The following is a 15,463-nucleotide window of genomic DNA, read 5'->3' on the forward strand; positions in this document are numbered from 1 at the left end:
GAGGATGTTTTAAATAATGTTCATCTATCAAACGCATTAATTCTAAATTTAAGGCTCTTTCCGTTTTTACTTCACAACTAGATCAATTGATATTTAACGCCTTTTCTGCTTTACCTCCCTTATTCGCTGTAAAATATTCTTGATTCCTTCCAAAAATTGACGTTTTCAGCTACTAATTTGAGTTGGAGCTAAGTCATATTTCTTTACCAAGTCTGATAAACTAAACGCTTCTTCCAAGGCTTCTAATACTACCTTGGTTTTGAACCTGAAGGCTCAGCGAAGCTAACTTTGTGGTAAACTTTCTTTTTTCACAGCTCTAATTTAAGCTTTTTTATTCACTTAAATAGTCGTCCTGTTTTTTTTGGGGTACATGGCAAATGTTAGGGTATGCCTATTTTAAATTGCATGATGTTTATTCCAATAATGATTATCAAAGAATTTCTTTTTGAGTTTAAAAGAGTACATTTGTGAGTTTTTTTTATTTAACTTCGTATTAAAACTGTCCCCTATCCAAACTGCATTTAGGGAACTATAAAGATTAAAACCATTTATATTTTTGCCTTACAGCTAAACATCAGAACGATTCCCTTCTAGAATCCTCTTTCAACTCCATTTAACCATGAAAGTCTTTAAAACAGTATTCTATTTTTTATGTATTTTAATTCTAGCCCAAAATTCTTTTGCTCAATCTATTACCCTTGTACAACCTAATGGTGGGGAGGTTTTATATGCCTGTGAAACCTATCCTGTCCAATGGACTCAAACTGGAACGGTCTCAAACTATTGGAATATTGATTACTCATTAGACGGGGGGATTATTTGGACATCCGTTGCTAGTAATTACCTATCTACCAATGGACAATTTAACTGGACTGTTCCTAATGTTCAATCCTCTACTGTTTTAATGCGTGTTCGAGATGCTTTGAATACAACAACAGAAGATACAAGTGATGCTGTTTTTACCATCAATATTCCTATTACACTTATTTCTCCAAATGGTGGTGAAGTGTGGAAAGGGCGAACGGTTCAAAATATTACTTGGAATGCCGCTGGAACATCCAACTCTTATACGATTCAATATTCTACAGATAATGGAACAAACTGGAACAATCTTGCAATAGGATATAACAGTCCAACAGGTACTTATTCATGGACTGTGCCTAGCATGGACACTACTACAACTTGTATGGTTAGAGTGATGGATCATGTCCAAAATTGTATGCAAGATGTCTCAAATGCTGTTTTTACGATTGTACCTCCTGATCCTGTCCTTACTGCTCCTAATTCTGGTACTTTGAGACCTCTATGTAATTATAATATTAGATGGATTACATCTTCTTTCATTTCTAATGTCAAGTTAGAATACTCTCTAAACAATGGATCTACATGGACATATATCTCTACTGTACCAAATACAGGCAGCTATTCATGGGTCGTTCCTAGTACGGCATCAACACAATGTTTAGTAAAAGCTACCAATAGCCTTCATTCAAATCTTTATGACATTTCATCTAGCAATTTTACAATAACTCCACCTGTTGAAGTTACCGCTTCCAATGGTGGTGATACCCTCTATGGCTGCAATAATTATGTCATTTCATGGGACAAATCGAATTGTTTATCCAATTGGAATATTTATTATTCTACCGACAATGGTGCTAATTGGAATACCATCGCTACAAATGTAACTAACGGCAGTTATTCGTCTCAAAATTATTCTTGGGCAGTACCCAATGGTATAAACTCTAGTCAATGTTTAATTAGGGTGGCAGAAGTTGGCTGGGGCGGTCGTTCCGATATTTCTGATGCTACTTTCACCATACTGCCTTCTAACTCCATTACCGTAACTTCTCCTAATGGTGGTGAAGTTTGGCAAGGGCTAAGTACTCATCCCATCACATGGACCCATACTTCGGATGCATCAGGGCAATTTAGAGTGGAATATTCGGATGACAATGGAACTTCTTGGTCTGCGCTTAACAATGGTACCTCTAACAATTCTTACAATTGGAATGTCTCTGGCAATCCTGGAACTTCCTATTTAGTGAGAGTCCTTGATTTTAACAACACTTGTCGTTCAGATGTCTCGGATGCCAACTTTACCGTTACACAGCCTACCCCTGTTTTAACAGCTCCGAACTGGGGCACACTAAGACCAGGTTGTAATTACAATATTACTTGGAATCAAGCTACTTTTTCTACTTCCATCAAGTTAGAATATTCTTTGGATAATGGAAGCTCTTGGAATACTATTGCAACCGTTTCTAATACAGGTAGCTATTCATGGGTCGTTCCCAGTACGGCATCAACACAATGTTTAGTCAGAGCAAGTCATTATAATGATCCTTCTGTTTTTGATGTCTCTAATAGCAATTTTACGATAATTCCACCTGTTGAAGTTACCACTTCCAATGGTGGTGATACCCTCTATGGCTGCAATAATTATGTCATTTCATGGGACAAATCGAATTGTTTATCCAATTGGAATATTTATTATTCTACCGACAATGGTGCTAATTGGAATACCATCGCTACAAATATAAACAACAGCAGTTATTCGTCTCAAAATTACTCTTGGACAGTACCCAATGGCATAAACTCTAGTCAATGTTTAATTAGAGTCGCAGAAGTTGGCTGGGGCGGTCGTTCAGATATTTCTGATGCTACTTTCACCATACTGCCTTCTAATTCCATTACCGTAACTTCTCCTAATGGTGGTGAAGTTTGGCAAGGGCTAAGTACTCATCCCATCACATGGACACATACTTCGGATGCATCAGGGCAATTTAGGGTGGAATATTCGGATGACAATGGTACCTCTTGGTCTGCGCTTAACAATGGTACCTCTAACAATTCTTACAATTGGAATGTCTCTGGCAATCCTGGAACTTCCTATTTAGTGAGAGTCCTTGATTTTAACAACACTTGTCGTTCAGATGTCTCGGATGCCAATTTTACCGTTACACAACCTACTCCTGTTTTAACAGCTCCGAACTGGGGCACACTAAGACCTGGTTGTAATTACAATATTAGATGGAATCAAGCTACTTTTTCTACTTCCATCAAGTTAGAATATTCTTTGGATAATGGAAGCTCTTGGAATACTATTGCAACCGTTTCGAATACAGGTAGCTATTCATGGGTCGTTCCCAGTACGGCATCAACACAATGTTTAGTCAGAGCAAGTCATTATAATGATCCTTCTGTTTTTGATGTCTCTAATAGCAATTTTACGATAATTCCACCTGTTGAAGTTACCGCTTCCAATGGTGGTGATACCCTCTATGGCTGTAATAATTATGTCATTTCATGGGACAAATCGAATTGTTTATCCAATTGGAATATTTATTATTCTACCGACAATGGTGCTAATTGGAATACCATCGCTACAAATATAAACAACAGCAGTTATTCGTCTCAAAATTATTCTTGGGCAGTACCCAATGGCATAAACTCTAGTCAATGTTTAATTAGAGTGGCAGAAGTTGGCTGGGGTGGTCGTTCTGATATTTCTGATGCTACTTTCACCATACTGCCTTCTAATTCCATTACCGTAACTTCTCCTAATGGTGGCGAAGTTTGGCAAGGGCTAAGTACTCATCCCATCACATGGACACATACTTCTGATGCATCAGGACAATTTAGGGTGGAATATTCGGATGACAATGGTACTTCTTGGTCTGCGCTTAACAATGGTACCTCTAACAATTCTTACAATTGGAATGTCCCTGGCAATCCTGGAACTTCCTATTTAGTGAGAGTCCTTGATTTTAACAATACTTGTCGTTCAGATGTCTCGGATGCCAATTTTACTGTTACACAACCTACTCCTGTTTTAACAGCTCCGAACTGGGGCACACTAAGACCTGGTTGTAATTACAATATTAGATGGAATCAAGCTACTTTTTCTACTTCCATCAAGTTAGAATATTCTTTGGATAATGGAAGCTCTTGGAATACTATTGCAACCGTTTCTAATACAGGTAGCTATTCATGGGTCGTTCCCAGTACTCCATCAACACAATGTTTAGTCAGAGCAAGTCATTATAATGATCCTTCTGTTTTTGATGTCTCTAATAGCAATTTTACGATAATTCCACCTGTTGAAGTTACCGCTTCCAATGGCGGTGATACCCTCTATGGCTGCAATAATTATGTCATTTCATGGGACAAATCGAATTGTTTATCCAATTGGAATATCTATTATTCTACCGACAATGGTGCTAATTGGAATACCATCGCTACAAATATAAACAACAGCAATTATTCGTCTCAAAATTATTCTTGGGCAGTACCCAATGGCATAAACTCTAGTCAATGTTTAATTAGAGTGGCAGAAGTTGGCTGGGGCGGTCGTTCAGATATTTCTGATGCTACTTTCACCATACTGCCTTCTAATTCCATTACCGTAACTTCTCCTAATGGTGGCGAAGTTTGGCAAGGGCTAAGTACTCATCCCATCACATGGACACATACCTCGGATGCATCAGGACAATTTAGGGTGGAATATTCAGATAACAATGGTAGCTCTTGGTCTGCGCTTAACAATGGTACCTCTAACAATTCTTACAATTGGAATCTCCCTGGCAATCCTGGAACTTCCTATTTAGTGAGAGTCCTTGATTTTAACAACACTTGTCGTTCAGATGTCTCGGATGCCAATTTTACCATTACACAACCTACTCCCGTTTTAACAGCTCCAAATTGGGGCACACTAAGACCTGGTTGTAATTACAATATTAGATGGGATCAATCCACTTTTTCTACTTCCATCAAGTTAGAATATTCTTTGGATAATGGAAGCTCTTGGAATACTATTGCTACTGTTTCTAATACAGGCAGCTATTCATGGGTCGTTCCCAGTACTCCATCAACACAGTGTTTAGTCAGAGCAAGTCATTATAATGATCCTTCTGTTTTTGATGTCTCTAATAGCAATTTTACGATAATTCCACCTGTTGAAGTTACCGCTTCCAATGGCGGTGATACCCTCTATGGCTGCAATAATTATGTCATTTCATGGGACAAATCGAATTGTTTATCCAATTGGAATATCTATTATTCTACCGACAATGGTGCTAATTGGAATACCATCGCTACAAATATAAACAACAGCAGTTATTCGTCTCAAAATTACTCTTGGACAGTACCCAATGGTATAAGTTCTAGTCAATGTTTAATTAGAGTGGCAGAAGTTGGCTGGGGAGGCCGTTCCGATATTTCTGATGCTACTTTCACCATACTGCCTTCTAATTCCATTACCGTAACTTCTCCTAATGGTGGCGAAGTTTGGCAAGGGCTAAGTACTCATCCCATCACATGGACACATACTTCGGATGCATCAGGACAATTTAGGGTGGAATATTCAGATAACAATGGTACCTCTTGGTCTGCGCTTAATAATGGTACCTCTAACAATTCTTACAATTGGAATGTCCCTAATAATCCTGGAACTTCCTATTTAGTGAGAGTCCTTGATTTTAACAATACTTGTCGTTCAGATGTCTCGGATGCCAATTTTACGGTTAGTCCTAGTGATCCAGTTTTAACAGCTCCCAATGGAGGGCAAACACTCTATTCTGGGACTACCTATAACATTACTTGGTTAGCATCTACATTTTTCTCAAGTTATGTCAAATTAGAGTATTCTTTAGATAATGGTGCTACTTGGAATTATATAGGGAGCGTTTCCAATACGGGTAGTGAAAGTTGGACGATTCCAAATGTGTATTCTACTCAATGTTTAGTCAGAGCAAGTAATAGTACTAATCTTAGTTTGAATGATGTTTCTTACAGTGTCTTTACAATAAAACCTGCTGTAACGCTTCTTACCCCTAATGGTGATAATGGAACAACTATTTGGGGAGGTTGTACGGTTACCTCTATTACGATTGACAGGTCTCCTGCATGGAATAGTTATGAGGTAGAATATAGTTTGGATAATGGTTCAAATTGGACGACAATAACCTCTAATTGGACAACCAATGCAAACCCAGCCACTTATAATTGGACGATGCCCAATACTCAAACCAATCAAGCAATGGTACGAGTAAGACCTAATTTCACTAGTTTTTCAGACAGGAGTGATTCCACTTTTACCATTACAAAGCCTGTTACAATTATTCAACCAAATTTTGGTGGTGTTATGACAGTCGGAAATGTCTATAATATTTCTTGGTCTTCGGATGGAATTTCTAATATATATGACATTTTTTATTCTACAAATGGAGGCGCAACATATACCAATATTGTTACAGGATATACAACTTCTACCAATACCTATGCATGGACAATTCCGAACACGCTTTCTAATAACTGCGTTATTTGGGTAAGAGACAACATCAACCATTGCAAAGAAGACATTAGTGATCAACTATTTACAATTAGCTCAGGACCTCAAGTAGTTCAATTATTGGCTCCTAATGGAATAGGTGATACGCTAGTTGGCTGTCATACCAAGACAATCAGATGGACAGACTTAAATTCGAGTGGCTCTTATAGTATTGACTATTCTGTAAATAGTGGTGCTACCTGGATTAATATTGCTTCAGGGAGTATGAGCTCTAATCTTATAGCCTCTACTAATTATTCGTACGATTGGATTGTCCCCAATAACATTTCTTCCAATAATGTACTCTTACGAGTTCGCTCATTAACAACTCCTACTTTATTTGACCTAAGTGATGCTTTTTTTAGTGTTATAAATGGGAGTTTATCTGTTACACCTACCGATACATCCGCTTGTTATGCAGTTCCAATTCAATTGAACGTCACAGGAGGCGAGGTTAATAATTATAGCTGGTCACCTAGCATAGGATTAGATTCAAGTAATAGCGCTAGTCCCATTGCAGCGCCTTATGAAAGCACCAACTATGTCGTACAATGTACCAATGGTACTTGTATTTTAACAGACTCTATTATGTTTACAGTTACCTTTGACTCCTCAATCGTTTCAGATGTTACAATTAGCGCTTCTGTTTTGCCTACAGATACAGTTTGTGCTGGTACAGCAATTACTTATACTGCTACTGCAACCAATGAAGGGACAAGTCCTATTTACCAATGGAGAGTTAATGGGGTTAATGTAGGTAGTAATGCTGCAACATTTACAACTTCAAGTCTCAATAATAACGATGTAGTCACTTGTATCCTATATTCTAATATGCCTTGTGTATCAGGAAGTCCTGATACGTCTAATGCCCTTGTTGCTTCAATTTTGCCCAATGTAACCCCTAGTGTTACTTGGTCAACAACGCCTCACATAGATACAATCTGTGATGGAGTGCATGTAACTTTCACGGCAATTCCTAATCATGGAGGTACAACACCCAGTTATCAGTGGTTCTTAAATGGCTCTACGGTAGGGAATAATGGGAGTTTTAGTAGTTCTACCTTAAATAGTGGAGATATTCTTGAACTGATGATGTCTTCAACAGCTAGCTGTGTTACTAATTCTATAGCCACATCAACAGATACCATTAATGTTAAGACTGTTCCTGCACAGCCCTTATCTATCACAGGCGCTCCATCTATTTGCACAGGTACTTCAGCAAGTTATACCATTCCTCTCGTAAATCATGCTACATCTTATACATGGACTTTGCCTAGTGGTTGGACAGGAAGTTCGACAACAGATAGTATTTCTGTAACAGCGAATTCCAATAGTGGGATCATTTCTGTAACTGCTAATAATGCATGTGGTGTAAGTAGTGCAGCACAATTAAATATAACGGCAAACCTATTGCCAGTAGTAACATTTTCTTCTCTTGGAGTTGTTTGTGAAAATACTCCAGCCTTTGTTCTAACTGGCGGTAGTCCAATTGGAGGAATATATTCTGGTATTGGTGTAACAAATGATTCTATTTTTACACCTACTGCCGTGGGAAATGGCTTATACACTATTACTTATACTTATACAGATTCTTTTTGTACCAATAGCGATACTTCTACCATTCAAGTAGATATGTGTGCTGGAACGATTGGTTCAATTGAAAACGAAGCTATTTCTGTTTATCCTAATCCTCTTAAGGATTACACCGTTTTCTATTTTGATGCATCTATACAATTTGAAAATATTCAAATACAGATCTTTGATGTTTTGGGAAGGGAAGTAAAACGGATTGACAATATTAGACAAAATAAAGTAACTTTGAGAAGGAACAATTTAGAGAATGGCGTATATTATTATCGTGTAATGAATCAGGAGAAAGAAATAAAATCAGGAGAATTAATTTTTGCAAAATAGAAGTTAAAACTTTATAAAAAGGACATTGTAACCTTACCCTAAGCACCAAAAATTCGTACGCATTAGTGAATGCTATAGTGTTGATGGTGCTTAGGGGGTTTTAGAATAGTAGAAAACTTATCCAAAAGGGAAAATGGAATTGCCATATATATGTGGCTTACTATATATATCCTTTGAAATCAGGTTTTTAAATTGACTACTCAAAAAACGATTGTGCAACATTTTGCAAAAAAAGATCAAACCTCAATAGTAGAGACCTTTGTCTATAAGAACTAATGATAAGTTCTAACCCCAAATAACAAAGAACCTACTCTAACCAAAGTACTCCCCTCTTCCAACGCTATTTCATAGTCTCCAGACATTCCCATTGATATTTCGTTAAAAGTATCTGAAGCAGCAAAAAATTGTGCCTTGAGTTCCTCAAAATATTTTTTTAGTGTTTTAAACTCTGCTCTTACCTGCTCCTTGTCTGCTGTAAAGGTTGCCATTCCCATCAATCCAGCAATACGGACATGTTTCATTTCTTTAAAGGCAGTAGAAGACAACAGCTCCACTGCTTCTTGGAGCGAAAGACCAAATTTTGTACTTTCTTCGGCGATATGAAACTGCAATAAACAATCAATCACTCGTTCGGATTTGGCTGCTTGTTTATTGATTTCTTTTAATAATTTCAAAGAATCAACCGAATGGATCATAGTTACAAAAGGAGCGATATACTTGACCTTATTTCGTTGCAAAGTGCCAATAAGATGCCAGGCTATATCTTGCGGTAATTCTTTTTGTTTTTCAACTAATTCTTGTACCTTATTTTCTCCAAAAATACGTTGCCCCAACTTGTACAAAGCTTGGATATCTTCCTTAGGTTTTGTTTTAGAAACGGCTACTAAATTGGCAGTTGCTCCTTGAGTTTTAGCCAATACCATTCTATAATTTTCCTGATTTATCATTTTTGTTTAACTTTTTTCTTGCTCAAATTGTAAAAAAAATTCTCTTGAGTTTATTTTTAACACACAACACATAAAACACAAATATATACTCAATTTGAGTATTTATTTTTTTGAAGATTCGTAACAATAACTTAATATTACATTAACCCTCCATACTCATTGAAAGCTTACTTTTGCGGTATCACAAGAGGATTTGATAGATTCTAAAATTAGAATCAATTGTATTCAATAATAAACCACAAAATTAATAAATGAAAAACTAAATCAATCACTTATTTTTAACAAAGTTCCTTTATTCTAATATCCCTATAAGAAAACTTCGTTATCACTCACACCCCATTCTGTACAATTTCATTAGACTATTCAAAAATATTTTATATTTTGGGTCATCAAACCTATTTTAATTTAATTTAACAATGAATTCAAGCGAGTACAAAATACTAATCGCAGATGACGAACCCGACATTTTGGAGTTTGTTTGTTACAACCTTACCAAAGAAGGTTTTGAAGTGACTAGCGCTACTAATGGTTTGGAAGCTTTGCAAAAAGCGAAAGAAATTAAGCCACATTTAATCTTACTGGATATTATGATGCCAGAGATGGATGGCGTTGAAGTATGCAAGGAGCTTCGGGCAATTCCTGAATTTGAGAATACAATCATTGCATTTTTAACGGCTAGAAGTGAGGATTATTCTCAAATTGTAGGGTTTGAAGTTGGAGGAGATGACTACATCACCAAACCCATCCGCCCTAGAGTTCTAATTAGTAGAATTAATGCTCTATTGCGCCGATTCAATAAAAAATCGCCCAAAACGGATAAAAATGTTATTCAAGTATCTGATCTTTATATCAACAAAGAACAATTCATTGTTCAAAAGCAAGATACTGACGATAAAATTACCTTAGCAAAAAAAGAATTTGAACTACTTTGCCTATTAGCATCCAAACCTGGAAAGGTATTTACCAGAGAAGAAATTTTCAATAAAATCTGGGGGAGTAATGTAATTGTTGGCAATAGAACAATTGATGTTCACATTCGGAAAATTCGCGAAAAAGTAGGAGAAAATTACATCAAAACTATCAAGGGAATAGGATACAAATTTGAGTTTTAAGCATTAATACTAGCATAACGCTCTTTATAAACGGTCAGATTTATTCAATTGCGATAGGCTTATTTGATAAGGTACCTATTCGTGGAATAAATTTGGCTATTTTTTTTGTGTATTTAAGAATTAATACTCCGTTGCTGCTTCGTGGTAGCTGCAGCCTTGTTACTCACTCTGTTCAGGTTTTTAACAGAGTAATATAAGACACTAAGTAGCCCTAATCATTGCAAATTTTACGCACAACCAATGCTACTTAAGTTATTTAACAATTGACCTATTTAGTATCTCTAATTCATTTTCGAAAATGCTATTTTTTAAAACAAAAAATCCTAGTCCAGAACAATTGGCTTGGCTTACAGCAGCTAATAACTCAGGCATTCTATTGGTTTTCACGCTTGGAGCCAAATTACTCTTTAGTGAAAGTATTACTTGGGCGCTCGTTTTTTTGATTCCTTTGGTTTCGCTTGGTTTTGGATATTTAGCGATTTACGATTCGTTGCGTCGTTTTATTTATAGAAAAATAAAGCTGATTTATAAAACGATTCACAGCATGAAAACGCCAACGACCAATGCTGTTGTTAGTGTAAACATGAAAAATCATATGATAGATCAGGTAGAGCAAGAAGTGGTAGAGTGGGCAAAAAATTGGACCAAGGAAATTTCATCGCTCAAAAGCATGGAGGTCTATCGCCGTGAGTTTATGGGCAATGTATCCCACGAATTAAAAACGCCCATTTTTAATATTCAGGGCTATTTACATACCCTTCTGGATGGAGGAATGGAAGATCCCGATATTAATTATAAATATTTGACCCGTGCTGCCAACAATACAGAGCGAATGGCAAATATTGTTGCTGATTTGGGATATATTTCAAAGTTTGAAGCAGGAAAGCTTCAATTGCATTTAGTTGATTTTGACATTTGCCAGTTGATTAAGGATGTTTTGGACGATAGTGAGTTAAAGGCTTCCCAAAAGGGAATTAGCTTGGCGTTTAAAAATCCTAACCAAAAACCGCTAATCGTTAATGCTGATGTGGAAAGTATTCGCCGAGTAATTGTCAATTTAATTAGCAATTCGATCAAATATGGCAAAGAAAATGGAGAAACGCTAGTTGGGTTTTATGATTTAGATAGCAATATTTTGATTGAAATCTCAGACAATGGCAAAGGAATTGCTCAAGAGCATATTCCTCGACTTTTTGAGCGATTCTATCGAGTAGACAAAGGACGTTCTAGATCGGAAGGTGGTACAGGTTTAGGCTTGGCAATTGTCAAACATATCTTGGAAGCACACGAGCAAACCATCACTGCTAGAAGTCGTATTGAAGTTGGTTCTACGTTTGGTTTCACCTTAAAAAAGGCAAATTAAAAGCAGTCGAAAAAGTCATTTTTAGAACAGGACACAGTGTATATAAAACAGGCTGTTGGAGTTTTTCTCCAACAGCCTGTTTTTTTTAGTGCTAAAAAATTTAAACCACTGCTATGATCTATTGTTCTAATTTAGCATTGATATTTTCTAACAATTTCACGGTATCCTCTGTCCCTGTATCCATGCCAGAATCTTTTGCTGCCTTTAAGGCCTTTTCTGCATATACTTTAGCCGCTTCATAGTCTTTTGTTTTATACAACAAGGCCGCTTTAGTATCTAAATTAAAAAAATTGGCCTCAATTTTAATGGATCGATCAATCCAGCCCAAAGCTTCTTTTAGTTTTTTGAGATCGTCCTCATTTTCATAGACCTTCCAAGCGACACTATTTAATTCATTAGCATCATTACACACCTTTAAATATTGAGTATATGTTTTTTGGATTTTTGCTTCGTTTGGAGGGGTTTCCATTGATGCCTCTACATAAGCTAAACGCTTCTTAAATTCTTTTTTAGCATCAGGGAATACCGCTAAGATTTCTTTTGTCAATTCCTTTTTCTTCTTTTTATCCTCTGTCTTTGCTATCTTCCAAACAGCCGCTAAATAAGTATTGGTAAGCAACATGGCAACATTTCCTTTGCTAGTCGCCTTTTCGTAAGCCGCTTTATTTTCCAATAGATATTGCGTGTATTGGTTCTCCAATTCAGCAAAACGATAAGAAGCTGCTGACATAAAAGTTAGGACTTTCTCGGTTTGTTTTTCTTCATCCGTTAACGTTTCCCAAAACTTTTCAAAAGGAGCAGAAACATCCTCTCCACAACTCACCAAGACCTCCATATATTCTGCTAAAAATGCTTTTTCATAGTTGCCACTTTCATATTTATTAACAAAGCCAACCAATTGTTTTTTGGGATCCAAAGCGTCATTACACAATGCAATTAAACCTTCTGCATCTCTAGCACCAACTCCTTTGTGCATTACTTCACCCTCTGCATTAAAATACAACAAAGTTGGATAAGCTTCTACCCCATATTTCTCAGCAAAAGCAGGCCCCTCTCCCTTTTCCATATCCATCTTATAAGAAATAAAGTTTTGGTTCAGGAACACACCAACTTCATCCTGCACAAAAATATTTTTTGCCATCCACTTACAGGGACCACACCAAGTGGTGTAAGCATCCACAAATATGGGCTTATTTTCTTTTTGAGCTTTTGCTTTTACCGCTTCCCACGTTCCGTGTTCAAATTCAATGCCTTGAGCCTGCATGTTTCCTGCTGCAAGCAACAATAAACCCAATGCCACCCATTGCATTAAATTACCATTTTTCAACATAATTGTATTTTTTAAGATTTGTTGTTTAAATGCTGTCTTTAATAAAATACGCTTCCCTTTATAAGAAGAAAACAAATTGACTATCAAAAACTTTACACCTAAACACACTGAAATGATAAATATAAAATCATTTCAATTTTAATAAAATTGAAGCTCAAAAATACAAATAAATAATTAGACCTACTTTGTCATTTTTGTTAAAGAATTTTAACATACTCTACCCGACGTTTTTTTTAAATTTAACCGAATGGGCTTTTTCTAGCCCTATTTTAGACCTTAGATCGTTTCACGCTTAGAAATTAGATCCCAATTAAGTTGTAATTAGGCTCTAATTTCTAATTTATAAGAGCAAAGCGGTCTAAAAATAGATAAAAGCTGCCCCAATTTTAATTTTTACAAAAACCATCGGGTAAAGGGAGCATATTCTTATCTTATATAAAGATGATTTTAGATTTTTTCTAGAATATGGATAACAAAAAAAAGAAATATCCGTAAGCCAATCCATTGTAATTTTTCATCAAAAAATATGTTTAATGTACGGAATAGAAAATTGGGAAGTCTTTATCTTTACAGCCTTATTATTTATCATGACCCCTGGGATTGATACAGTATTTATTTTAAACAAATCTATTAGCCAAGGACGAAAGGCAGGCATTTATTCAACAGTTGGAATAAATGGAGGCATCCTAGTCCATACTATTTTTGCTAGTTTGGGGCTTTCATTGGTTATTGCACAATCAGCTATTGCTTTTATGGTTTTGAAATATGTTGGTGCCGCCTATTTGATTTATTTAGGTTTTCAGCAATTGCTGTCTAACAAAGAGCTAAAACTCAAAGCATCTAATCCCCCCCAATTATCCAATAAACAACATTTTTTTTCAGGCTTAGTGACCAATACGTTGAATCCTAAAGTAGCTTTATTTTTTTTAGCATTTTTTCCTCAATTTATATCAAAAGAATTAATGGGGAGCCCTCTACCATTTATAATTTTGGGGACAACTTATGCCTTTATTGGGCTATCTTGGTTTCTTTTATTAACCTTATGTGCTTCTATTTTTTCTAAACAATTAAAAAACAATACAAAATTCAATTATTGGTTAAACAAGGTTTCTGGACTAATTTATATCCTAATGGGCATCAAAATAGCATTAACTAAAAAATGAGTTTCATTCCACAATACCCATTAAGGATAAATTTCAACTATATTTTTCTTGCTTAAAGAACTAAATAACCACAAATTTTAATTAACTTTGCAGGCAATATAAATCCTGCTACTTGTTTATCAAGCGACACAGGGTATTTTTGACTAAAAATAAAGTTAAACCAAAATGGCTTTAAAAATCCGTTTACAGCGTAAAGGACGCAAGAAAAAACCTTTTTATCACATTGTTGCGGCTGATGCTCGTGCTCCTCGTGATGGTAAATTTATTCAAAAGCTAGGAATCTACAATCCATTGACAGTTCCTGCTACCATCGAGTTGGACAGAGATGCAGCTTATGACTGGTTGATGAAAGGTGCTCAACCAACAGATACTGCTCGTGCAATTCTTAAATTCAAAGGCGTATACTACAAAAAACACCTTCAACGTGGTGTTTCTAAAGGTGCTTTTGATCAAGAAGCTGCTGACAAGATGTTGAATGAGTGGCTTGAAGCTAAAGAAGCAAAAGTTGAGAAACGTAAAGTTGCTACTCAAAATGAGCTTGAAGCACGTCGCAAAAAGATTTTCGGTGTTGCTCCTGTCAAAAAAGTTGAAGAACCTGTAGAAGAAGCTGCAGAAGAAACAACTCCAGAAGCTGCTGTTGAATCAACTGAAACTCCAGCAGAAGACAACGCTGATCAGGCTTAGTCTAAAATTGTTACTTAATTTAATATTAAGAACAACTAAAAAAGCGAAATTCATTTTCATGAATTTCGCTTTTATATTTTTTATACCATTGGTAGTTACTCTTCTTCAAATCGCATTTCCTGAATCAAATAGTTTCCTCCAACCTTCTTAAAAAAGATGTATACTCGGTACTTATTGCCTCCCGCAGATAAATTACCAATACAATAATAAGAAGCTCCATCTCTCGCCGAACCACTATGCACCAAACTACAACTATTGGGAGCATTTTTTTGAAAAAAACTGCTAATTACGGAAATGGCTTGCCCTTTGTCATAACTGCCGTCGTTGTCCTCCACAGTTACTTCTACATTTGCATCCATGTAGTTCGAAATTTCCATTGTATTCCCTGCCTTTATAGCTGTTACCACAGCACTAAAATTAGGCTGTGCATAAAGAGTGGCAGTGGTTGCAGTTAATAAGATTAGTAGTATTGTTCTCATAATTGTTTTCTTTGATTTATCCTTTTTAGATAACTTATTAGTTTATTATCATGCAATAACAACATTGTTAAATAAGCTATACCATAGATAAAATGGACTACTTTTTAGGTTATAAGTTTTAGCTTGCTAAGTTCAAGCCA

8 protein-coding genes are annotated in these 15,463 nt (G+C 36.1%); 5 read left to right on the forward strand and 3 right to left on the reverse strand.

The window, feature by feature from the left end; genetic code table 11:
- Window positions 1-619 precede the first annotated feature (619 nt).
- Entirely contained in the window at window positions 620-8,245 is a 7,626-nt protein-coding gene (locus AsAng_RS11480) for a T9SS type A sorting domain-containing protein (protein ID WP_264792926.1), read from the forward strand.
- A 272-nt stretch (window positions 8,246-8,517) separates the two neighbouring features.
- Here the strand turns inward: AsAng_RS11480 and AsAng_RS11485 are convergent, their stop codons facing one another.
- A complete protein-coding gene (locus AsAng_RS11485) occupies window positions 8,518-9,192 on the reverse strand; it encodes a YggS family pyridoxal phosphate-dependent enzyme (RefSeq protein WP_264792927.1) in 675 nt (224 codons plus the stop codon).
- A gap of 416 nt (window positions 9,193-9,608) precedes the next feature.
- Here AsAng_RS11485 and AsAng_RS11490 point away from each other — a divergent pair, with 416 nt between their 5' ends.
- On the forward strand, window positions 9,609-10,304 hold the full coding sequence (locus AsAng_RS11490) for a response regulator transcription factor (RefSeq protein ID WP_264792928.1): 696 nt from the start codon (window positions 9,609-9,611) through the stop codon (window positions 10,302-10,304).
- 298 nt (window positions 10,305-10,602) lie between these two features.
- On the forward strand, window positions 10,603-11,667 hold the full coding sequence (locus AsAng_RS11495) for a sensor histidine kinase (protein WP_264792929.1): 1,065 nt from the start codon (window positions 10,603-10,605) through the stop codon (window positions 11,665-11,667).
- Window positions 11,668-11,785: 118 nt separating this feature from the next.
- Here the strand turns inward: AsAng_RS11495 and AsAng_RS11500 are convergent, their stop codons facing one another.
- On the reverse strand, window positions 11,786-12,997 hold the full coding sequence (locus AsAng_RS11500; RefSeq protein WP_264792930.1) for a thioredoxin family protein: 1,212 nt from the start codon (window positions 12,995-12,997) through the stop codon (window positions 11,786-11,788).
- Between the two features lie 533 nt (window positions 12,998-13,530).
- On the opposite strand from AsAng_RS11500, the gene AsAng_RS11505 reads away from it, so the two are divergent.
- Window positions 13,531-14,160: a LysE family translocator gene (locus AsAng_RS11505; protein WP_264792931.1), complete on the forward strand. Its 630-nt coding sequence runs from the start codon at window positions 13,531-13,533 to the stop codon at window positions 14,158-14,160.
- A gap of 165 nt (window positions 14,161-14,325) precedes the next feature.
- Window positions 14,326-14,844 carry a 30S ribosomal protein S16 gene (locus AsAng_RS11510; protein WP_264792932.1) on the forward strand — a complete coding sequence of 173 codons (519 nt, stop codon included), beginning with the start codon at window positions 14,326-14,328 and terminating at the stop codon, window positions 14,842-14,844.
- Between the two features lie 95 nt (window positions 14,845-14,939).
- On the opposite strand, the gene AsAng_RS11515 is transcribed toward AsAng_RS11510, so the two are convergent.
- On the reverse strand, window positions 14,940-15,323 hold the full coding sequence (locus tag AsAng_RS11515) for a DUF4783 domain-containing protein (protein WP_264792933.1): 384 nt from the start codon (window positions 15,321-15,323) through the stop codon (window positions 14,940-14,942).
- Window positions 15,324-15,463: the final 140 nt, after the last annotated feature.

Origin of the sequence: Aureispira anguillae (assembly GCF_026000115.1) — a bacterium.
GTDB classification, from domain to species: Bacteria; Bacteroidota; Bacteroidia; order Chitinophagales; family Saprospiraceae; genus Aureispira; species Aureispira anguillae.